Origin of the sequence: Kitasatospora sp. NPDC094016, assembly GCF_040304045.1 — a bacterium.
Classification (GTDB): Bacteria; Actinomycetota; Actinomycetes; order Streptomycetales; family Streptomycetaceae; genus Kitasatospora.
The window spans coordinates 123,376-145,077 of sequence record NZ_JBEOUK010000016.1 but is presented as its reverse complement, the minus strand read 5'-3'; the positions used below and the strand labels follow the sequence as shown (position 1 = coordinate 145,077).

At 72.9% G+C, this 21,702-nt stretch carries 16 protein-coding genes; 7 read left to right on the top strand and 9 right to left on the bottom strand.

Annotated elements, in window-relative coordinates; genetic code table 11:
- Positions 1-53 precede the first annotated feature (53 nt).
- Both ABT015_RS17825 and ABT015_RS17820 read right to left on the bottom strand, forming a co-directional pair.
- Complete coding sequence (locus ABT015_RS17825; protein WP_350879977.1) at positions 54-1,268, bottom strand: pyridoxal phosphate-dependent aminotransferase; 1,215 nt, start codon at positions 1,266-1,268, stop codon at positions 54-56.
- A 100-nt stretch (positions 1,269-1,368) separates the two neighbouring features.
- Positions 1,369-1,665, bottom strand: coding sequence for a hypothetical protein (locus tag ABT015_RS17820; RefSeq protein ID WP_350879975.1), 297 nt, complete (start codon positions 1,663-1,665; stop codon positions 1,369-1,371).
- Positions 1,666-1,768: 103 nt separating this feature from the next.
- Here ABT015_RS17820 and ABT015_RS17815 point away from each other — a divergent pair, with 103 nt between their 5' ends.
- Positions 1,769-2,482: a prepilin peptidase gene (locus ABT015_RS17815; protein ID WP_350879973.1), complete on the top strand. Its 714-nt coding sequence runs from the start codon at positions 1,769-1,771 to the stop codon at positions 2,480-2,482.
- Between the two features lie 154 nt (positions 2,483-2,636).
- Here ABT015_RS17815 and ABT015_RS17810 read toward each other — a convergent pair whose 3' ends face one another.
- Positions 2,637-4,247 carry a chitinase gene (locus ABT015_RS17810; protein WP_350879971.1) on the bottom strand — a complete coding sequence of 537 codons (1,611 nt, stop codon included), beginning with the start codon at positions 4,245-4,247 and terminating at the stop codon, positions 2,637-2,639.
- Between the two features lie 444 nt (positions 4,248-4,691).
- On the opposite strand from ABT015_RS17810, the gene ABT015_RS17805 reads away from it, so the two are divergent.
- The 4 genes from ABT015_RS17805 to ABT015_RS17790 all read left to right on the top strand — a co-directional run bounded on the left by ABT015_RS17805 (position 4,692) and on the right by ABT015_RS17790 (position 10,081).
- On the top strand, positions 4,692-5,486 hold the full coding sequence (locus tag ABT015_RS17805) for an isoprenyl transferase (protein ID WP_350879969.1): 795 nt from the start codon (positions 4,692-4,694) through the stop codon (positions 5,484-5,486).
- Between the two features lie 206 nt (positions 5,487-5,692).
- Positions 5,693-7,027, top strand: a complete 1,335-nt coding sequence (gene phoH2, locus ABT015_RS17800) for an RNA 5'-3' helicase PhoH2 (RefSeq protein ID WP_350879967.1) — start codon at positions 5,693-5,695, stop codon at positions 7,025-7,027.
- 450 nt (positions 7,028-7,477) lie between these two features.
- Positions 7,478-8,218, top strand: coding sequence for an aggregation-promoting factor C-terminal-like domain-containing protein (locus tag ABT015_RS17795; RefSeq protein ID WP_400328322.1), 741 nt, complete (start codon positions 7,478-7,480; stop codon positions 8,216-8,218).
- Between the two features lie 471 nt (positions 8,219-8,689).
- Positions 8,690-10,081: an AI-2E family transporter gene (locus tag ABT015_RS17790; protein WP_350879963.1), complete on the top strand. Its 1,392-nt coding sequence runs from the start codon at positions 8,690-8,692 to the stop codon at positions 10,079-10,081.
- Positions 10,082-10,156: 75 nt separating this feature from the next.
- On the opposite strand, the gene ABT015_RS17785 is transcribed toward ABT015_RS17790, so the two are convergent.
- A complete protein-coding gene (locus ABT015_RS17785) occupies positions 10,157-10,699 on the bottom strand; it encodes an alkyl hydroperoxide reductase (protein WP_063347992.1) in 543 nt (180 codons plus the stop codon).
- Positions 10,700-10,702: 3 nt separating this feature from the next.
- Complete coding sequence (locus ABT015_RS17780) at positions 10,703-11,254, bottom strand: peroxiredoxin (protein WP_063347991.1); 552 nt, start codon at positions 11,252-11,254, stop codon at positions 10,703-10,705.
- A 192-nt stretch (positions 11,255-11,446) separates the two neighbouring features.
- Between ABT015_RS17780 and ABT015_RS17775 the strand changes: the two genes are divergently transcribed.
- Complete coding sequence (locus ABT015_RS17775; RefSeq protein WP_350879961.1) at positions 11,447-12,397, top strand: LysR substrate-binding domain-containing protein; 951 nt, start codon at positions 11,447-11,449, stop codon at positions 12,395-12,397.
- 21 nt (positions 12,398-12,418) lie between these two features.
- Here ABT015_RS17775 and ABT015_RS17770 read toward each other — a convergent pair whose 3' ends face one another.
- The gene (locus ABT015_RS17770) at positions 12,419-13,042 is read right to left on the bottom strand and encodes a TetR/AcrR family transcriptional regulator (protein ID WP_350879960.1); all 624 of its coding nucleotides are present in this window, start codon (positions 13,040-13,042) and stop codon (positions 12,419-12,421) included.
- Between the two features lie 155 nt (positions 13,043-13,197).
- Between ABT015_RS17770 and ABT015_RS17765 the strand changes: the two genes are divergently transcribed.
- Positions 13,198-15,378 carry an MMPL family transporter gene (locus ABT015_RS17765; RefSeq protein ID WP_350879959.1) on the top strand — a complete coding sequence of 727 codons (2,181 nt, stop codon included), beginning with the start codon at positions 13,198-13,200 and terminating at the stop codon, positions 15,376-15,378.
- Between the two features lie 120 nt (positions 15,379-15,498).
- Here ABT015_RS17765 and ABT015_RS17760 read toward each other — a convergent pair whose 3' ends face one another.
- From ABT015_RS17760 to ABT015_RS17750, 3 genes are all read right to left on the bottom strand, one after another.
- Entirely contained in the window at positions 15,499-17,364 is a 1,866-nt protein-coding gene (locus ABT015_RS17760; RefSeq protein ID WP_350879958.1) for an ATP-binding SpoIIE family protein phosphatase, read from the bottom strand.
- Between the two features lie 81 nt (positions 17,365-17,445).
- Positions 17,446-18,210, bottom strand: a complete 765-nt coding sequence (locus ABT015_RS17755; protein WP_350879957.1) for a class I SAM-dependent methyltransferase — start codon at positions 18,208-18,210, stop codon at positions 17,446-17,448.
- A 471-nt stretch (positions 18,211-18,681) separates the two neighbouring features.
- Positions 18,682-21,657: an AfsR/SARP family transcriptional regulator gene (locus ABT015_RS17750; protein WP_350879956.1), complete on the bottom strand. Its 2,976-nt coding sequence runs from the start codon at positions 21,655-21,657 to the stop codon at positions 18,682-18,684.
- Between the last annotated feature and the right edge of the window lie 45 nt (positions 21,658-21,702).

The window sequence follows — 21,702 nt, the reverse complement described above, 5'->3', positions numbered from 1 at the left end:
CGGGGGCCACGGCTGGGCGCGCGGGGCTGCGGCCGGGTGCGGCCGTTCCGGGGCTACGGCTGGGTGTAGCCGCTCAGGAAGTCGCCGATCCTGGTCACCGCGTCGGTGATCTCCTCCGCCCGGGGCAGCGTGACCAGCCGGAAGTGGTCCGGCTCGGGCCAGTTGAAGCCGGTGCCCTGGACCAGCAGGATGCGCTGGGAGCGCAGCAGGTCCAGCACCATCTGGGCGTCGTCCTTGATCTTGTAGACCTTCGGGTCCAGCCGCGGGAACGCGTACAGCGCGCCCTTGGGCTTGACGCAGCTGACTCCCGGAATCTCGTTGAGCAGCCGGTACGCCGCGTCGCGCGAGGCGAGCAGCCGCCCGCCGGGCAGCACCAGGTCGCGGATCGACTGCCGGCCGCCGAGCGCGGCGGCCACCGCGTGCTGGGCGGGCATGTTGGCGCACAGCCGCATCGAGGCCAGCACGGCCAGGCCCTCGATGTAGCTGTGGGCCCGCTGCCGGTCGCCGGAGAGCACCATCCAGCCGGAGCGGAAGCCCGCGACCCGGTACGCCTTGGACAGCCCGTTGAAGGTGACGCAGAAGAGGTCGGGCGCCAGGGTGGCCAGCGGGACGTGCTCGGCGTCGTCGTAGAGGATCTTGTCGTAGATCTCGTCCGCGTAGACCACCAGCCGGTGCCGGCGGGCGATCTCGACGATGCCCTCCAGCACCTCGCGCGGGTAGACCGCGCCGGTCGGGTTGTTCGGGTTGATCACCACGATGGCCCGGGTCCGGTCGGTGACCTTGGCCTCGATGTCGGCGAGGTCCGGGTACCACTCGGCCTGCTCGTCGCAGCGGTAGTGCACCGCGGTGCCGCCGGCCAGCGAGACCGAGGCGGTCCACAGCGGGTAGTCGGGCGCCGGGACGAGCACCTCGTCGCCGTCGTCCAGCAGCGCGGTCATGGCCAGCTGGATCAGCTCGGAGACGCCGTTGCCGAGGAAGACGTCCTCGACGCTCAGCCCGTGCAGGCCGCGGTCCTCGTAGTGCATGACCACCGCGCGGCGGGCGGCGAGCAGGCCCTTGGAGTCGCCGTACCCGTGCGCGGTCGAGAGGTTGCGCAGGATGTCCTGGAGGATCTCCGGCGGCGCCTCGAAGCCGAAGACGGCGGGGTTGCCGGTGTTGAGTTTGAGGATGCGGTGGCCCTGTTCCTCCAGCCGCATCGCCTCGTCGAGTACCGGGCCGCGGATGTCGTAGCAGACATTGGCGAGCTTGCTGGACTGGATGACCTGCATGCCTGCCTACTTTAGGGGCACCTCCGGGCACTTCGGTGCGCGTCCCGGGACGCGCACCGAAGTGCCCGGAGTGGCCTCCTTGGATCGGCAGGCGGGGGTGTCAGCCGACCTTCCAAACCAGGGGCGCGGTGTCCATGATGTTCCCGTACGTGAGGAAGCCGGGCGGGGTCTCGTTCGGGACGAGATAGACGGCACACAGCTTGACGGACTGCCCGTCCGCGAGCGTGACCAGCGACCGGGTGTCGCACCGCGGGATCGCCGGTCCGGCCGGGGCGCCCAGGGCGCTCGGGCCGGCCGCCGGGTCGGCGTTGTCCGGCCCGCAGGCCGACAGCGCCAGGACGAGCGCCGCCGCCGGCAGGCCGGCCGCGATTCTCCGGATGGACTGGGTCTTCGTCATGGTCGTTCCCCCGTTGGATGATGTGCTCGGTGCGCCCCGCCCGGTCCCCGGGTTTCGCACGGACGTGCGGGCGTGCGGGCGTTGATCGAAAGGGGGTGCGCCGGTGATGGTAGCCGCAGTCGGCGCGGTGCTGGCCGCATTTCTGGTGGCTCCGCTGCTGCGCGGGCTGGTCGCCAGGTTCGCCGTGCCGGAGGGCGAACCCTGGTGCGGTGCCTGCCCGTTGTGCGGGCGCGAGGTGCGGCTGCTGCCGCCCACCGGGCGCTGTCCGGGCTGCCGGGAGCGGCTGGGCGCGGGCGCCTGGTCGGTGGAGCTGGTGGCGGCCGTGGTCGCTGCCGGGCTGGCGTACGCGGCGGACGGGCCGTCGGCCGCGGCGCTGGGCTGGGCGGCCGGGCTCGGCGTGGTGCTCGGCTTCGTCGACGCCCGGGTGCGCCGGCTGCCGTACCGGCTGACCCTGCCGCTGGCCGGCGGGGTGGCGGCCCTGCTGGCGGTGGCGGCGCTGGCCGCGGGGCGCCCGGGGGTGCTGCTGCGCTGCCTGCTGGTGGCCCTCGCGGTCGGGGCCCTGCTCGAACTGGCGGTCTGGATCGGCGCGTTGGGGCCGGGTGACTCCCCGCTGGGGTTCGCCCTGGGCGGGCTGCTCGGCTGGTACGGCTGGCCGGTGGCGGTCGGCGGGCTGTTCGCCGCGGTGGTGCTCGCCGGGCTCTGGGCGATCCTGCGGGCCGCCGTCGCGCTGGCCCGCCGGCGCCCGGTGCGCGGGCTCGACGTCCCGGTCGGACCGTTCCTGCTGCTCGGCGCGCTGCTGGCGGTGCTGGCCCGGTAGCGTCCGGGCCCGGGAGGCCGGACCGGACGGGGCGCTACCGGGCCCGGACGCGGGAGGGCCCGCCGTACCGGGTCGGGTACGGCGGGCCCCGCCGCCGGCGCGCGGGCCCCACCCTCAAGGAGCGGCGCGCCGGTGGGGGATGTGGCGGTGGGGGTTACGGCATCTTGTGGACGAACGGGCCGACCGCGTTGGAGAACGCGTTGCCGTTGTTGGCGTCCCAGTTGGTGGACCAGGTCATCGCGCCGCGGATGGTCGGCCACTTGGCCGGCGGGACGAAGCTGCCGCAGTTGTTGCCGGTGGCCAGGCAGTCCAGCGCGTTGTTCACCACGGTCGGCGAGACGTAGCCGCCGCCGGCCGCCTTGGCCGAGGCGGGGACGCCGATGCCGACCTGGTCGGGCCGCAGGCCGCCCTGGATGTGGGTGCAGACCTGCGAGGTGATGAAGTCGATGGTGCCCTGGTTGTAGACCTTGCCGTCGCAGCCGTTCATGCCGCCCGAGTTGTAGAACTGGGTGTTGACGACGGTGAGGATGTCCTTGGTGTTCAGCGCCAGCTGGAAGTAGGCGCCGGCGGTGCTGTACATCCCGATCGTCTCGGGCGCCATGGTCAGGATGAAGCCGGGGCCGACCTTGGCCTGGAGGGTGTGCAGCGCGTTGCCGAGCGGGCCGGCCTGGACGCCGTTCTCCAGGTCGACGTCGATACCGTCGAAGCCGTAGTCCTTGATGATCGCGTAGGCGCTGTTGGCGAAGTTGTTGCCGGCGGTGGCGTCGCCGACGGTGATCGCGCCGTTCTGGCCGCCGATGGAGAGGACGACCTTCTTGCCGGCCGCCTGCTTGGCCTTGATGTCGGCGCGGAACTGCGCGTCGCTGTAGCCGCCGAGGGCCTTGGACAGGCCGGGGTCGAGGGTGAAGCTGATCGCGCCGGTCTGGGTGGGCACGGCGTCGGCGAAGGACACCGCGATGATGTCGTAGGCGCTCTGCACGTCGCCGAGGCGCTGCGGGGTCGAGCCGTTGTCGAAGTTCTGCCAGTAGCCGGTGACGGCGTGCGCGGGCAGGCCGGTGGGCGGGGTGGTGGCGGTCGCGGTGGCCGTGGGGGTCGGCGTGGCGGTCCGGGTGGGCGTCGCGGTCGGGGTCGCGGTGGCCGTCGGAGTGCCGGTCGCGGTGGGGGAGGAGGTCGCGGTGGCCGTGGCGGTCGGCGACGGGGTGGCGGTGGCGGTCGGGCTCGGGGTGGACGGGCCGCCGGGGCCGATCAGGCTCACGTCGTCGGCGAGGTAGGCGCTCTGGCCGTACCAGCCGTGCAGGTAGACGGTGACGCTGGTGGCGTTCGCGCCGGTGGTGAAGGTGGAGGACAGCTGGTTCCAGCTGTTCTGGTTCGACCAGGTGGACGGGTCGGTGCCGCCGGTGCCGCGCGCACCGAGGTAGACGTACGGGCCCTGGACCCAGGCGCTCAGCGTGTAGCTGGTGTTGGGCAGCACGCTGATGGTCTGGGTGCACTCGGCGGTGTCGCCGGCGCCCGGGGTGGCCTGCAGTGCGCCGGTGCCGGAGTGGACCGGGGAGGAGACGGTGGTCGCCGCGCCGGCGCAGTTCCAGCCGCCCAGCCCGCTGTCGAAGCCGCCGTTGGTGACCAGGTTGCCGACGGCCGCGCTGGCGCCGCCGGCGAAGAGGGCCAGGCCGCCGCCGGCCAGGGCGAGGGCGGTGGCGCCGGCCGCGACGGCCGGGAGGGGGCTGCGCCGGCGCTTGTGCGCGGGCTGGTTCAGCGTACGGGCCATGGGGTGACGCTCCTGGGGAGGGAGCGGCCGCCGCGGTGGGGGGCGCGGCGGCCGCGTGTGGGGGAGGGGAGGTCCGTCGTGGTGCGTGGGGTCGTCGTACGTGGGGGTGGGCGACCGCGGTGGCGCATGGGAGTGCACGGTGGTGCGTGGGGGTGGGGCGGGGCCGTGGGGTTCGTTCCGCCTTGGATCAAAAGCTGGACTAGACCATTGCCGGTCGTCAAGCATTGGACAGTCGGCTTACGGATTCTTTAAGGATTCGGAGACCGTTCCGTGTCCGCCGTCGGAGCGGCCGGGGAAGGCCCGCGACACGCCCGCCGGGACGGACTCCGTACAGGACCGTGACCAGACCGCTACCTGCGGCTTTACCGTGTGCCTGCCCGCCGGAGTAGGCTGCGCCGGGGCGTTGACGCACCAGCTGAAACGAGCACGGAGGGGCCGGGAATCATGGGTCTGCGCGATGTCGCCGAACGGACGCCGGGTCTGCGTACCCTGCTGGGCGGGATGTACGGGCTCTACGGCCGCCGGGTCGAGGTCCACCTCGCCCGCACCCCGCACCACATCGGCGTGATCCTGGACGGGAACCGCCGCTGGGCGAAGGCCGCCGGGGGCACCACCGTGTACGGCCACCAGCGCGGCGCCGACAAGATCAGCGAGTTCCTCGGCTGGTGCGACGAGACCCACGTCAAGGTCGTCACCCTCTGGATGCTCTCCACCGACAACCTCGACCGCCCCGCCGACGAGCTCGTCCCGCTGCTGGGCATCATCGAGGACGCCGTGACCGGGCTGGCCGCCGCCCGCCGCTGGAAGGTCCACCCGGTCGGCGCACTGGACCTGCTCCCGCAGCACACCGCCGACGTGCTCAAGCGGGCCGCCGACGAGACCGCCGACATCGACGGCATCACGGTCAACGTCGCGGTCGGCTACGGGGGCCGGCACGAGATCGCCGACGCCGTCCGCTCGCTGCTCCAGGAGCACGCCGGGCGCGGCACCTCGATCGAGGAACTGGCCGAGATCCTCGACGTCGAGCACATCGCCGAGCACCTCTACACCCGCAACCAGCCCGACCCGGACCTGATCATCCGCACCTCGGGCGAGCAGCGCCTGTCCGGTTTCCTGCTCTGGCAGAGCGCGCACAGCGAGTTCTACTTCTGCGAGGCGTACTGGCCGGCCTTCCGCAAGGTCGACTTCCTGCGGGCGCTGCGGGCGTTCGAGCAGCGCAACCGGCGACTGGGCCTCTGAACGGGTGAAGTGACCGCCGTAGGGCTGGCCTACCCGGAGCCCTCGTGAGGCCAAACGTTCACCGGCAATGATCCGTCAGTTCGCCGGGGGCGCGAATGCACCGCCCCTCGCCTGGGAATACTCCAGGCAGTCCGGTCCCGAGGCCACCGGGGCAGCGGGGGCCGGCTTGCCGCGGATGACGCAGGGTCATCCGCTCTGGAGGCCTAGTGGTCAGTTCCAAGAGCCGCCGGACGCCAGACCGGCGCACGTACGTTCTCGACACCAGCGTGCTCCTGGCGGACCCGCTCGCCATGACCCGCTTCGAGGAGCACGAGGTCGTCCTGCCGGTGGTGGTCGTCACCGAGCTGGAGGCCAAGCGGCACCACCCGGAGCTGGGCTACTTCGCCCGCCAGGCGCTGCGACTGCTCGACGACTACCGCATCCGCCACGGACGGCTCGACGAGCCGATCCCGGTCGGCGAGCTCGGCGGCACCATCAGGGTCGAGCTCAACCACTCCGACCTGTCGATACTGCCGGCCGGCTACCGGGTCGGCGGCGGCGAGGCGGACTCGCGGATCCTCGCGGTCGCCCGCAACCTCCAGGCCGAGGGGTACGACGTCACGGTCGTCTCCAAGGACCTGCCGCTGCGGATCAAGGCCAGCTCGGTGGGCCTGCTCGCCGAGGAGTACCGGGCCGAGCTCGCCATCACCTCCGGCTGGACGGGGATGTCCGAGCTGCACGTCCCGGCGGAGCAGGTGGACGCGCTGTTCGCGGCCGGCCACGACGCCGCCGTGGACGTCGAGGGGGCGGACGAGCTGCCCGTGCACACCGGGCTGGTGCTCACCTCGGAGCGCGGCCGGGCGCTCGGCCGGGTGACCGGCGACGGCCGGGTCCAGCTGGTGCGCGGCGAGCGCGAGGCGTTCGGACTGCGCGGGCGCAGCGCCGAGCAGCGGGTGGCGCTGGACCTGCTGCTCGATCCGGACGTCGGCATCGTCTCGATGGGCGGCCGGGCGGGCACCGGCAAGTCCGCGCTGGCGCTGTGCGCGGGGCTGGAGGCGGTGCTGGAGCGGGGGCAGCACCGCAAGGTGATGGTCTTCCGGCCGCTGTACGCGGTCGGCGGGCAGGAGCTCGGCTACCTGCCGGGCTCCGAGACGGAGAAGATGAGCCCCTGGGCGCAGGCGGTCTTCGACACCCTCTCCGCCGTCACCACCCCGGACGTGATCGAGGAGGTGATCTCGCGCGGGATGCTGGAGGTGCTGCCGCTGACCCACATCCGGGGCCGCTCGCTGCACGACGCCTTCGTGATCGTGGACGAGGCCCAGTCGCTGGAGCGGAACGTCCTGCTGACGGTGCTGTCCCGGATCGGCCAGGGTTCGCGGGTGGTGCTCACCCACGACGTGGCGCAGCGCGACAACCTCCGGGTGGGCCGGTACGACGGCGTGGTGGCGGTGGTGGAGAAGCTGAAGGGGCATCCGCTCTTCGCGCACATCACGCTCACCCGCTCGGAGCGTTCGCCGATCGCGGCGCTGGTCACGGAGATGCTGGAGGACATCCACCCGTGATCCGTCCCTGACCAGGACATAGTCGGACAATACGGTCAACTCTTGATGCGGGGCCCGCTCCTGACGGGGCGGGCCCTCATCCCTTTCATCACATCGAGTGCTTTCCGTCCGAAGAACTCCCGTGCGGTGAATGTGACGTGCGCCACGCGAACGGGAATTGCGTCGACAGCGTCCGGTGCGGCATGGTGAGGGTTCTGTCAGGCCCCGCGTACGGCGTGGCAGGGCTTCCGGACTCCACGAGTCCGGCCCCGGATGGTCCACCAACTCCGGTCGGTGGGCGCACAATTGAAGACCGATGAGCCGTACGCCGCCCGATTCCAACGCCCGGTCGCCTCACCTCGGCCGGACGCCGGGCCAGCACCTCCCGTGACCAGAGCACCTGCGGAGGTCAGTGCCAAGGGGTATGTTGCGCCCGCACGGTCACGCGTGGGCATGCTGGAAGGAATCCATGTGACTCGGATCTCGGTCCGGGGAGTCGCTGTGGCCTCCGCCACCGCCGTCACCGCTGTCGGTGCCGTCGTGGGTGTGGCCTCGGGCAGCGAGGGCAAGACGACGCAGACGGTCGACGTCGCGGGCGCGACCCTGCTTGCCGAAGTCCCCTCTGGCGCCCAGGCGCAGACCATCAGTGACAACATCGGCCAGCAGGCATCCGCCCAGCAGGCCTCCGCCGACGCCGCGGCCAAGGCCGCCGCCGAGCAGAAGGCCGCCGAGGAGGCCGCGCGCCAGAAGGCCGCCGCGGACGCCCAGGCGAAGGCCGATGCCCAGGCCAAGGCCGACGCGGACAAGGCCGCCAAGGCCGCCGAGGACAAGCGCAAGGCCGACGAGGCCGCTGCCAACCGTTCCAAGGCGCGTTCGGCGATGGCCGCCACCGACAACAGTGCCCCGCCGGTCTCGGTCAGCCCCGGATCCGTCCAGGACATCGCCCGGCAGGTCGTCGGTGACGACGCCCAGTTCCAGTGCTTCAGCCAGATCGTGAAGCGCGAGAGCGGCTGGGACTACACCGCGACCAACCGGAGCTCCGGCGCGTACGGCCTGGTCCAGGCGCTGCCCGGCACCAAGATGGCCTCGGCCGGCGCCGACTGGCGCACCAACCCGGCCACCCAGATCAAGTGGGGCCTGGGCTACATGAACAGCCGCTACGGCAGCCCCTGTGGCGCCTGGTCGTTCTGGCAGTCGCACAACTGGTACTAGGAGCCGCCACCGCCCGGCGGTGGACTCCGGTACGGCCCCCGGCCGCTCGTCTCGCCCGACGAGCGACCGGGGGCCGTCGCGTTCCCGCCCACCGGGAGCCGGGTCGGGCCGCGCCGCCCGGGCTGCGCTGACCAGTGCGCCTGCGGGCGGTGCGGGCCCGGTGCGGACGCGGGGCGCGGGAAGGGGTCCTGGTTGCTTCCCGCGCCGGCCGGTCCGCCGACAGTTGGTCCGTGGTCCGAGGCCACGCTCTCCCCGGGCGCCCCGTTTCGACTCCTCCCCAGCGGTTCCGGTCCGAAACCATCTGAAACCTGGCGTTTTGCCCCGGTTTGATGACGAGGTTGTTCGAGCCGAACCCGGCGGGGGCCGGACTCGCCGCCCCGCCGCCGGGTAGCGTCATCCCTGACGGCCGTGGCGGGACCCACGGCGTACCGCCGGGCACGGCGGCTCAGCAGGGGAGCGGTGGTAGCGAGGATGGCGCGGGGCGGAAAGGCCTTCAAGGCCGTGGCCAAGGGCATGGCCGTGGTGGCGAGCGCGGCCGCCGTGATCGAACGGCGCCGGCGTGCCGCGATGGCGGCCGACCCGCACGAGCTCGCCGTCCCCGCACTGGCCGAGGCACCCGATCCGGTGCCGGCCCCGCGGGTCGAACCCGCCGCGGTGCCGGCCGTCGCCCCGGCGGCCCCCGCGCCGGCCGCGCCGCCCGGCCTGGCGCGGGAGTACCACCCCGGTCGGCCCGCCACCCCGGCCGAGGCCGTGCCCTGGGGGCTGCGGGTGGCCGCCGAGTCGACCTGGCGGCTGCTGCTGCTCGGCGGCGCGCTCTACGTCGTCTTCTACATCGTCGACATGCTGCGGCTGGTCGCCTTCGCGGTGCTGGCCTCGCTGCTGATCTCCGCACTGCTGGAGCCGACGGTCTCCTGGCTGCGCCGGCACGGGGTGCCGCGCTCGCTGGCGGCGGGCGGGGTGTTCCTGAGCGGTCTGGCCGGAATCGGGCTGGTCGGCTGGTTCGTGGTCTGGCAGGTGTCCACCAACCTGTCGACGGTCACCAGCAAGGTGAAGGACGGCGTCGACCAGCTGCGGGACTGGCTGAGCACCGGGCCGCTGCACCTGACCCAGCAGCAGATCAACGACTACGCCGACCAGATCGGCAAGGCGATCACCACCAACACCGACCAGATCACCTCGGCCAGCCTGACCGGCGCGCAGATCGCCGTCGAGGTGCTGACCGCCGTGGCGCTGGCCTTCTTCACCACCTTCTTCTTCCTCTACGACGGCTCGCGGATCTGGAACTGGGCGTTGCGCGGACTGCCCCGGCACTCCCGCTTCGCCATGGCCGGCGCCGGTCCGAAGGCCTGGGCGACGCTCACCGCGTACGTGCGCGGCACCGTCTGCGTGGCCTTCATCGACGCGGTCTGCATCGGCATCGGCATCGATCTGCTGGGCGTGCCGATGGCGATGCCGCTGGCCGTGATCATCTTCCTGGGCGCCTTCGTCCCGCTGGTCGGCGCACTCGTCACCGGCACGGTCGCGATGCTGATCGCCCTGGTCACCGAGGGGCCGTGGACGGCGCTGATGGTGCTGATCGTGCTGGTCGCGGTGATGCAGATCGAGAGCCACATCCTGCAGCCGCTGATCCTCGGCCGGGCCGTGCGGGTGCACCCGCTGGGCGTCGTCCTCGGCGTCGCGGCCGGCGGCATCATCGGCGGCATCGGCGGTGCGGTGGTGGCCGTCCCGCTGATCGCCGTCACCAACACCGTGATCACCCACCTGCGCCGGCGCAACGAGGCCGGCCAGGCCGTCTTCACCGCCATGGAGGCCGCCCGCGAGGCCGCGGGCCGGACCTCCGCCGCCCCGGCCGCGGACGGCTGAGGCCGAAGCGCAACGCCAACGGGCCCTCCCGGACGTGGTGTCCGGGAGGGCCCGTCGGCGTTGGTGCGGGGTCCGTCAGGCGCCGGCGGCGGCGAGGGCGGCCTCGGAGTCGAGGACACCCGCCACGGCCTGGAGGACGGCGGCGATCTTCATCGAGGCCTGGACGACCTCGCGCTCGACACCGGCCTTGCGCAGCACGGCCTCGTGCGAGTCGAGGCACTGGCCGCAGCCGTTGATGGCCGAGACGGCGAAGCACCAGAGCTCGAAGTCGACCTTCTCGACGCCCGGGGTGCCGATGATGTTCATCCGCAGACCGGCCCGCATCGTGCTGTACTCCTTGTCGGAGAGCAGGTGCAGCGTCCGGTAGTAGACGTTGTTCATCCCCATGATCGCGGCCGCGCCCTTGGCGGCGGTGTACGCCTCCGGGGAGAGGTTGGCCTTGGCCTCGGGCTCCAGCTCACGCAGCACGGCGGCGCTGCGGGTGGCCATCGCGCAGGACAGCACGGTGCCCCAGAGCTGCTGGGCGGGGAGGTCGGAGTTGCCGATGACCGAGCCCAGGTTGAGCTTGAGGTCCTTGGCGTAGTCCGGGAGGGCGGCCTTCAGGTCGTCGAGGGCCATGGGTCAGCCCGCCAGCAGGGCCTGGGCGTCGAGGGTGTCCTCGCCCTTGGTCCAGTTGCACGGGCACAGCTCGTCGGTCTGCAGGGCGTCCAGCACCCGCAGGACCTCCTTGGGGTTACGGCCGACGGAGCCGGCGGTCACCATGACGAACTGGATCTCGTTGTTCGGGTCGACGATGAACACCGCGCGCTGGGCGGTGCCGTCGGCGCCCTCGACGCCGCAGGCGCGCATCAGGTCGTGCTTGACGTCGGCCAGCATCGGGAAGGGCAGGTCGCGCAGGTCCTTGTGGTCCTTGCGCCAGGCGTGGTGCACGAACTCGGAGTCGCCGGAGACGCCGAGGATCTGGGCGTCGCGGTCCGCGAACTCGTCGTTCAGCTTGCCGAACGCGGCGATCTCGGTCGGGCAGACGAAGGTGAAGTCCATCGGCCAGAAGAAGACGATCTTCCACTTGCCCTCGTAGGACTTGTGGTTGATCTCGGCGAAGGCGTTCGCGGCGTCCAGGTCGACGCAGGCGTTGAGTTCGAACTCGGGGAACTTGTCACCGATCGTGAGCACGTTCGCTTCTCCTGAAGTGAGACTGAGGGGAGTTTTGTCCGGATTCCGGACACGCCCTACGTTTCCACATCGTGGACTGATCAGGGAAATAGCTACACTTGATGTGTCTGATCGGAGATGGCTATCAGTACCGAACCGCCCACGTCGCGGCCCCGCCCCCGCAGGGCCGCCGCCGCCAAACCCGAGACCACTGTGGCGAGCGCCACAGTCCGCAGCCCCCGGGCGCCGACCGTCGCCCAGCTCAAGGCCTTCCTCGCGGTCGCCGAGCACCGGCACTTCCGGGAGGCCGCCGCCGCCACCGGGACCAGCCAGCCGGCCCTGTCCGGGGCGGTCGCGGCGCTGGAGGAGTCGCTGGGCGCGCAGCTGGTCGAGCGTACGACGCGCAGAGTGATTATCACCCCCCTGGGTGAGCGCGTGCGCGAGCACGCACGCCGGGTGCTCGCCTCGCTGCAAGCCCTCACCGAGGAGGTCGAGGCCGCCCGCCGCCCGTTCACCGGGCCGCTGCACCTCGGCGTCATCCCGACCGTCGCGCCCTACCTGCTGCCCACCGTGCTGCGGCTGGTCCGCGACCGCTTCCCGGAGCTGGAACTGCACGTCCACGAGGAGCGCACCCCCGCGCTGCTGGAGGGGCTGGCCGCCGGGCGGCTGGACGTCCTGTTGCTCGCGCTCCCGGCCGGCGGCACCTCGCCGACCCGCGACATCCCGCTGTTCGACGAGGACTTCGTCCTGGTCACCCCGCCCGACCACCCGCTCGCCGGGCGGATCGACGTCCCGCGCGACGTGCTGCTCGACCTGGACGTGCTGCTGCTAGAGGAGGGCCACTGCCTGCGCGACCAGGCCCTCGACATCTGCCGTGAGGTCGGCGCCGATCCCGGGGGCTCCACCACCCGCGCGGCCGGGCTGTCCACGCTGGTCCAACTGGTCGCCGGCGGCCTCGGCGTGACGCTGCTGCCCGCCACCGCGCTGGACGTCGAGGCCGGCCGCACCGACCGGCTGGCCGCCGTCCGCTTCGCCGCCCCGGCCCCCGGACGCCGGATCGGGCTGGCCACCCGGCCGGGCTCGGCCCGCAGCGCCGAGTACGAGCGCTTCGCGGCCGCGCTGCGCGAGGTGCTGGCCGAACTCCCGGTCCGGATCGCCTCCTAGCGGCCTTGCGGAGTCATGGGGTCACGGCTTCGCCGGGGCGCCGAGGCAGAGCCCGACGGTGGTGGCCACCAGCAGGTTCAGGGCCCGCAGGGTGTTGTGGTCGGGCTGCTCGCCGGGCGCGCGCAGGGCCAGGTAGCGGTCGGTGAGGCCGTCGAAGCCGGTGAGGAAGTGGACGGAGATCTCCTCGGCGGGCGTGGCCAGTTCGAGGCCGTGCGCCTCGGCGAGGGCGGTGAGCATCTCCGCCGCCGTGCGCTCGATCCCGTGCTGGAGCGCCCGCATGATCTCCTGCAGGTCCGGGTCGCGCGTCGCCAGCGCCGCGAACTCGCTCAGCAGCACGCAGCGCCCGTCCGTGCCGGTCGAGCTCTCCCAGAGCGCGTGGACCAGGGTGGCGACCTGCTCGCCGAAGGAGCCGTCGCCCGGGTAGGCGGCGCGGACGTGGCCGATGAACTCGGCGGTCAGCTGCTCGACGACGGCCCGGTAGAGGTCCTTCTTGGTGCCGAAGGTGTAGTGCACCGTCGCCTGCGCCACGCCCAGCTCGGCCGCGATCGCCCGGGTGCTGCCGGCGGCGACCCCCTCCCGGGTCATCAGGTCGATGGCGGCCTGGACCAGTTGCGGTCGGCGTTCGGAGGCGGGGACATGAGCCATCCAGCCAGGGTATCGCCATGGTCGGATAACTGCGTCGAACGATTCTGTCATTCGATTCTGTCGACCAACTTTGTCACCTGACAAGGTTGCGCGTACGGTGGGTCGAGACCTGTTCAGGCACCTGCCTGCCCGACGACCTGACCGAGGGGTCACCCATGGCCACGTACCTCTACCGACTGGGCCGCTACTGCTTCCGGAGACGGCGGGCGGTGCTGGCGGTCTGGATCGCCGTGCTGATCGCGATCGGCGGGGCCGCGGGTGCCTTCGCCGGCAAGACCAGCGACGAGTTCAAGGTGCCGGGCACCGAGGCGCAGACCACCCTGGACCGGATCAAGGACACCTTCCCGGAGCAGGGCCACGGCTCCGCCCAGGTCGTCTTCGCGGCCCCCGCGCCCGGCGGCGCCACCACGCCCGAGGCGGGCCGGGCGGTCAGCGAGGCGGTCGCCCGGATCACCGCCGTCCCCGGCGTGGCCGCCGTGCCCGACCCGTACGCCACCCACGCCGTCTCACCGGACGGCCGGGTCGCGATCGCCCTGGTCTCCTTCGACCACAAGCTCGCCGACGTCACCGACCAGCAGCGCGAGGCCGTCAAGGCCGCCGCCGAACCGGCCCGCGCGGCCGGGCTGGACGTCGCCTTCGGCGGCGACGCGTACAACCGGATGGCACAGGTCGACGGCGGCGAGGCGATCGGTCTGGCCGTGGCCGGGGTGGTCCTGGTGGTCACCCTCGGCTCGCTGGTCGCCGCCGGGCTGCCGCTGCTGACCGCGTTGGTCGGGGTCGGCGTGGCGATGGCCGCGATCATGGCGCTGTCCGGCTCGTTCGAGATCATCACCACCGCGCCGGTGCTGGCCCTGATGGTCGGTCTCGCCGTCGGCATCGACTACGCGCTGTTCATCCTCTCCCGGCACCGCCGCCACCTGGACGAGGGCCTGGAGCCGGACGAGGCCGCCGCCCGCGCCACTGCCACCGCCGGCAGCGCCGTCGTCTTCGCCGGCCTCACCGTCGTCGTGGCGCTCGCCGGGCTCGCGGTCGCCGGCGTCCCCTTCCTGACCGTGATGGGCCTGGCCGCCTCCGGCGCCGTCGTGGTGGCCGTCCTGGTCGCGATCACGCTGCTGCCCGCGCTGCTCGGCTTCGCCGGCCGCGCCATCGACCGGCTGCCGGTCTGGAAGCGGGCGCTGCGCACCGGCGGCCGCACCACCCTGGGCGAGCGCTGGGGCCGCTTCGTGGTCCGCCGCCCGCTGGCCGTGCTCCTCGTCGGACTGGCCGGACTGGGCCTGCTCGCGGTGCCCGCCGCCAGCCTCCGGCTCGGCCTGCCGGGCGGCGGTTCGCAGGCCGCCGGCACCGATGCGCGCAAGGCCTACGACCTGGTCGGCGAGAGCTTCGGGCCTGGCTTCAACGCGCCGCTGGTGGTCGTCGTGGACGCCGGGGGCGCGCCGCAGCCGGAGCAGGCGGTGCAGGGGGTGGCGGCCGGGCTGCAGACCCTGCCGGGCGTGCGGACACTGCTGCCCCCGGCCGTCGACCAGGCCGGAAGCACCGCCCTGCTCACCGTCATCCCGCAGACCGGACCGGACGACGCCGGCACCAGGACGCTGGTCAACGAGATCCGCGGCCAGCGCGCGCCGCTCAAGGCCTCGACCGGCGCGGACATCGCCGTCACCGGCACCACCGCCGCCAACATCGACGTCTCCACCAAGCTCGGCCAGGCACTGCCGCCGTTCCTCGCGGTGATCGTCGGCATCGCGGTGGTGCTGCTGGCGCTGGCGTTCCGCTCGGTGCTCGTCCCGCTCAAGGCGGTGGCCGGCTTCCTGCTCAGCATCACCGCCTCGCTCGGCGCGGTGGTCGCGGTCTACCAGTGGGGCTGGCTGGACGGCCTGATCGACGTGCCGAAGGTCGGGCCGGTGGTGAGCTTCGTGCCGATCCTGCTGATCGGCGTGCTGTTCGGGCTGGCGATGGACTACGAGCTGTTCCTGGTCTCCGGGATGAAGGAGCAGTACGTCCACGGGAAGGCGCCGAGGGACGCCGTGGTGGCCGGGGTGCGCGGCGGCGCCCGGGTGGTCACGGCGGCGGCGCTGATCATGGTGTCGGTGTTCGGCTCGTTCGTCTTCGGCCACGACCCGATCGTGCAGCCGATCGGCTTCGCCCTCGCGGTGGGCGTGCTGGTGGACGCCTTCGTGGTGCGGATGGCGCTGGTGCCGGCCGCGATGGCGCTGTTCGGCAAGGCCGCCTGGTGGTTCCCGAAGCGGCTGGAGAAGGTCGTGCCGCGGGTCGACATGGAGGGCGAGCAGCTGATCGCGCGGCTGGAGCAGCAGCCGGCGAAGGAGCCGGTCGGGGTCTGAACCACCAGGGCGCTCGGCGGGCCGCTCCCGTCGGGCGCCCGTGCGTCACACCAGCCGCGGCTCGACGGGCGAGCCGCTGTTCGACGGCCGGCCGCGGGCGGTTACGGCAGCCGTGGGCGGTTATGGCAGCCGTGGCTCGACGGGCGGTTGGGGCAGTCGCTGCTCGAACCAGACCACCTTGCCGGTGCCCAGCCGGGTGGCGCCCCAGCGGTCCGCGCACCGGGCCACTATCTGCAGGCCGCGACCGCGTTCGTCCTCCGCCCCGGTACGGCGCGGCCGCGGCAGCAGCGGGCTGTCGTCGCCGACCTCGCAGCGCAGCCGGGTGGTGCGCACCAGGCTCAGGGTGACCGGGCGGGTCGCGTGCTGGACGGCGTTGGTCACCAGCTCGCTGATCATCAGCTCGGTCGCCTCGCTGAGCTCGCCGAGTCCCCAGCGGCGCAGCGTGTGGGCGGCCAGCCGGCGGGCCCGGCCGGGTGTCTCGTTGCGCGGCTGGAGGTACCAGTGCGCGACGTCCCCGGCCGGGATGCCGTCGAAGCACGCGCCCAGCAGGGCGATGTCGTCGCCGCGGTCGCCGGGCGGCAGGATCCGCAGCGCCTCCTGGCACAGCTGCTCGGGCGACTGCCAGCGGGCGGCGGCGATCCGGGCGCGGAGCACCTCCAGGCCGTCGCTGATCGGGCGGCTGCGGGTCTCCACCAGGCCGTCGGTGAACAGCAGCAGGGCCGAGCCGGGCGGGGCGGGCAGTTCGACCGAGTTGAAGTCCACCCCGCCGACCCCGATCGGGGCCCCGGAGTCCAGCTCCACCAACTCGGCGGTTCCGTCCGGCCGGACCAGGACGGGCGGGACGTGCCCGGCGTTGGCCAGCACCACCCGGTTGGCGATCGGGTCGTACACCGCGTACACGCAGGTCGCCAGGTGCTGTTCGCGGCCGAGCCGTTGGGCCTGCTCGTCCAGGTGGTAGAGCACCTCGTGCGGCGGCAGGTCGAGGGCGGCCAAGGTCTGGGCGCTGGTGCGCAGTTGGCCCATGATGGCGGCCGAGGTGAGCGAGTGGCCCATCACGTCGCCGACGATCAGGGCGACCCGGTTGCCGGGCAGTGGCACGGCGTCGTACCAGTCGCCGCCGACCTGCGCGCCGCGCTCGCCCGGCAGGTAGCGCTGGGCGAGGCGGACGCCGTGCGGCTGCGGCAGGCGCAACGGCAGCATGCTGCGCTGGAGTTCGTTGGCTATCTCCCACTCGCGGGCGTACCGCAGGGCGGTGTCCACCGCGAGCCCCGCCTGGGTGGCGAGGTGCGCGGCGGTCGCGGTGTCGGCGGCGTCGAAGGCGGGCCGGCCGGTGCGTTCAGGAGGGCGGCGGATCAGCACCAGCAGGCCGAGTACGGCCTTGCGGCCGCGCAGCGGCAGGGCCAGCACCGACGTGCCCGCGGCCAGCCGGGCCAGCCCGCGGGTGCCGTACAGCTCGCGCAGCAGTGCCTCGGTGCGTTCGGCGCCGGGCGCGCCGAGCACCGCGGACTCGGCGGGGCGGCGGCTCAGCAGGGCGTGCGCGAGCGCCCCGCCGCGGGTCACCGGGGTGGCGGGGCCGGTGTCGGCGGTGGAGCGGGAGCCGTACCGGGAGCGGTGCCGGTCGTCCGCGCCGCTGGGCCGGCCGCGCCGTCCGATCCGGGTGCCGGTGCTGTGGTGGATCCGCAGCTCGTCCGGGAAGCCGGGTTCGCGTTCGACGTTGGGCAGCGGGTCGCGCAGGTGGACCACGGCGGCGTCGGCCAGCGTGGGGACGAGCACCCGGCCGATGTTGCGCAGGGTCGCGGACAGGTCGAGCGCGCTGTTGATCCGCCGGGTGGCCAGGTCGAGGTAGCCGAGCCGGCCCGCCACGTCCTCGCGCTCCGGGCGCGCGGTCGGTTGGAGCGCCGGTGCCGGTGCCGGTGTCAGGGGCAGGGCGCGCTGGCCCGGGACGGCAGGCGGCTGTCCGGCCTCGGTCTTGAGCTGGTCGCGCACGGGCTGCCTGTCCTGGATTCGGTGTGGTCTCTGTGGTGGTCTGCGGTGTCCTGCTGGCGGGCCCTGCTGCCGTGCGGTGGGTCAGCCGACGCGTCGACAGCACAGGAACAGCTGTTCCTCCGGCGGCAGCGTGGTGCTGGCCGGCGCGTACGGATGCCCCGAGCACTCCTCGACGGCGAAGCCCGCCGTGACGAGAACCCGCTCCAGATCCTCCCTCAGATACCCACTGATCCGCAGCTCTCTGCCAAGGAACGGAAGCGGAACGTGATCCAGATCCGCCTCGACCATACCGAGCGCCAGCAGTCCGCCCGGCCGGAGGAGTTCGCGCAGCCGCGCGAGCACGGTCGGGATCTCGTCCTGCGGCAGCAGGATCAGCGAGAAGAACGCGGTGACGGCGGCGAACCCGTCCTTGCCCAGCGGCCCCAGCCCGGGGGCGTTCCAGACCTGCCCGGCGCGCTCGGTGGCCAGATCGAACAGGTCGATCCGATGGAACTCCGGCGGGTGTTCGCCCGGGAACCGGGCCTGCCGGGCCAGCGAGAGCATCACGTCCGAGAGGTCTATCCCGGTCACCCGCAGCCCGCCCGCGACCAGCTGCCGTACGGTCGGGTCCCCGGTGCCGCAGCCCACGTCCAGCACCCGCGCGCCGGGTTCGAGCTCGGCCAGCAGCTGCCGTCCGCAGGCCAGCTGCCCGTCCTTGGCGGGGAACGCCTCGCTGTACCCGGCGCCGATGGTGTCGAAGGCGACGGCTTGCAGGGCACGCGCCGCCCGGCGCCGCCGCACGTCTGGCTCGTCGTCTCCCGCGTCCTCGTCGACGGGGAACGAGTCGGATATCTGTCCGGTCGTCACGATTGAGAGGCACCCTTCCACCCGTGGCCTCCGGCCGGCTGCACGCGGCCGCACGGGAGCGGGATGCCGTCCGCCCCGGCGCCCGTCCTGCCTCGCCGGCCCACACGTTGCCGGCAGACACTCGTGTGTGTACTGGCATCTGAGAATATGCGTGATCTCTGTGCCATGGGGTCCCTTTCCAGCCAACTCGTCATGCTTGGGCCGGTGTGGACGGGGTTGCGGAAGCACGACGGTGCGGGCTGGGGTGGTGCGCGCGGGCTCCGCGCGCCGCCTGGCGCGCCGTGGCGGAACGGATGACCTGCGGTTTCGCCGGGGCGAGGGCGGGCCGTCGGGCGTTTATCGAACGTCAATCGCCGGAGTGCAGAGTGGAGTCCAGCGCCGGGGAAGCGTTGAGGGCGCTCCCGCAGCCGGGGGGCTGCGGGGGCGCCGACGCGCACAACGGGGGTGGGGGCTCTGCCGGGGGGCGGAGACCTACGGCGCTGGGGAAGATGGGGGAGGCTCGGTGTGCTGTTGGGAGATGAGGTCCGCCACGGGGGAGGCCTCCGGCACACCGAGCCGCGTGAAGATCGCGTGCGCCTCGCGCAGGCAGGCGAGCCCGCGCGCGGGCTGCGCCAGCGCGAGCAGCGCCTCGCCGAGGGTGGCGTTCGCGAGGCCCTGGCAGTAGGCGGAGTCCAGTTCCTGGGCGATCACGAGCGACTCGTCGGCCGCCTCGGCCGCCTCGGCGTGCTGTCCGGCGGCGAGCAGCGCGGAGGCCAGGCGGGCGAGGGTGTAGCCCTCCCAGAGTGGATTCTGCTGGGCCTGGAACAGCTGGTGAGCCTCTCGCAGGTAGTCCACCGCCGCCCTCGGCTCGTCGGTGGAGGCGAGCACCACACCGGTCTGGTACAGGGTGTCGGCGAGGCAGGGGCCGTTCCTCGACATCCGGGCCGTCGCCACCGCCTCGATGACCGAGCGGACGGCGGTCTCGGTGTCTCCCAGCTTGAGCTGCGCCCGCGCCATGTTGCCGAGCAGCCGGGCCTCGTTGATCGGAACGCGGACCACCCGGCTGATGCCGAGGGCCTGCTCGAAGAGCGGGATGGCTTCGGCGGGGCGGTTCGTCAGGCTGAGGATGATCCCCAGGTCGTTGCTCGCCGCCGACCGCAGGATCGTCATGTCGTCGGAGCGCTGGAGGCTCAGGCTCTTGCGGAGCGACTGTTCGGCGCCCTGGAAGTCATTGGTGATCGACTGCAGCGTGCCGAAGGCGAAGTGCACCCGGGCCAGGGCGGCAGCGTCTCCGTAGGCGGCGGCGTTGTGCTCGGCGGTCACGAGGAACCGGCGCATCCGCGAGCCGTGCGTGGGATCCCTGACCAGGCTGTTCAGGACGATCAGCAGGTCGACGGCCGGGCGCAGCACGAAGTCCGGTCCTCGCACGGCCGCCTCGACGGCGCTGAGCAGGAAGGTGATCTCCGTCCGCAGCCACTGCCGGGCGTCCCGGCTCGTCGGCAGATCCAGGCCGGACGAGCCCAGGGGGTTGAGCGGTTCCGGGAGCTGGTCGTCGGGCTCGATCACCTGGGCCGCGTTGCGGACGGTCGGGATCAGCAGGTCGAGCAGGCGCAGCACCGCCCGCTCCTGCTCCGTGGTGTCCCCGATCCGCTCGTTCTGCCGCTGGGCGTAGAGCCGGAGCAGGTCGTGGTAGCGGTAGCGGCCGGGGGTGAAGCACTCCAGCATGTTCGCCTCGACCAGTGCCTCGGCGAGGTCCTCGGCGGTGTACTCGTCCGAGCCGAGCAGCGCCGCGGCGGCCGGCAGCGGGATGTCCGGGGAGTCGATCAGGGCGAGCAGCCGAAAGGCACGGGCCTCGTCCGTGGAGAGCTGCCCGTAGCCGAGTCCGATGGTGGTCTCCACGGCGAGGTTGCCGAGCTGGAGTTCGTCCAGTCGCCGCCGCTGGTCGGCTAACCGTCTGGCCAGGTCGGAGACGCTCCAGCGCGGGCGGCTGGCCAGCCGGGCGGCGGCGATGCGGACGGCGAGCGGCAGGAACCCGCAGGCGGTGACCACCTGCATGGCCGCCTCCGGTTCGGCGGCGACCCGCTGCTCGCCGACGATGGCCGAGAACAGCGCCAGCGCTTCGTTCGGGGTCAGTTCCTCGACGTCGAACAACTGCGCACCCGGGATGCCGGCCAGCCGGGAGCGGCTGGTGGCGAGCACGGCGGAGCCGGAGACGCCGGGGATCAGCGGTCGGATCTGCTCGGCGTCGCGCGCGTTGTCGAGCAGGATGAGCATCCGCCGGCTGGCGAGCAGCGACCGGTAGAGGGCGGCGCGCTGTTCGAGCGAGTCGGGGCTGTCGGTGACGCCGAGCGCGTGCAGGAAGTCGCCCAGGACGGCCACCGGGTCGGCCGGCGAGGTGCCGGCGCCGCGCAGGTCGACGTACAGCTGCCCGTCCGGGAACTCGCCGCGGACGCGGTGGGCGACGTGGACGGCGAGGGTGGTCTTCCCGACCCCGCCGATGCCGGCCAGCGAAGTCACCACCACGGCCTGGCCGGTGGCGTTCATCAGGACCGTCGAGAGGTCGCTCACCAGGTCGGTGCGGCCGCTGAAGTCCGATACGTCGGCCGGGAGTTGGGCGGGCGCCGGGGGAGCGGCCGGACCGTCCTCGCGGCTCGCCGGGGCGGGTGCGGCCGGGAGGGCGAGCGTCGGGTCCGCCGCCAGGATGCGGGCGTGCATCGCGGACAGGCCGGCTCCGGGTTCGACCCCGAGCTCCTCGATCAGCAGCTTGCGGGTGTCGGTGTAGACGCCGAGCGCCTCGGCCTGGCGCCCGCAGCGGTACAGCGCCAGCATCAGCAGCTCGCTCAGGCGCTCGCGCAGCGGGTGTTCGGCCGTCAGACCGTTCAGCTCGCCGACGATCTCGGCGTGCAGGCCGATGTCGAGGGCGACGGCGCACAGCTCCTCGGCGGCGGCCACCTGCCGTTCGGCGAGCCGCAGCCGCTGGGTGTCGGCGTAGGGGCCGGGGATGCCGGTGAGCGGCCGGCCGCTGAACAGGTCCAGCGCCCGCGCCAGCAGCCGGTGCGCCTCGTGCTTGTCGCCCGAGGCCCGGGCGGCCGCGGCCTCGGCGCAGAGCCGTTCGAAGACCGTCAGGTCGAGGGCCTCGCCGGGGATGCGCAGCGCATAGCCGTCGGCGACCGAGATCAGCAGTTCGGAGGGCCGGCGCACCTCCCGCCGGGGCTCGATGACGGAGCGCAGGCGGGAGACGTAGGTGCGCAGTGCCGCCACCGCCTGGGCCGGGTGCCGCTCGCCCCAGAGTGCGTCGACCAGGTCCTGCGTGGTGACCGGGCGTCCGGAATGCAGCAGAAGGGTGGTCAGAACCGCCTGTTGCTGAGGGGACCCGAGGGAAAGGGGCTTGCCGTCGAGCCAGGCCTGGACCGGACCGAGGACTTGGAAGCGCAGCGCAGGGGTCTGCGGCGTCTCCCGAAACTCCATGAAAGTCCCCCGATGGCCTGTGGTGTCGATTCCGTGAAAGGGCGC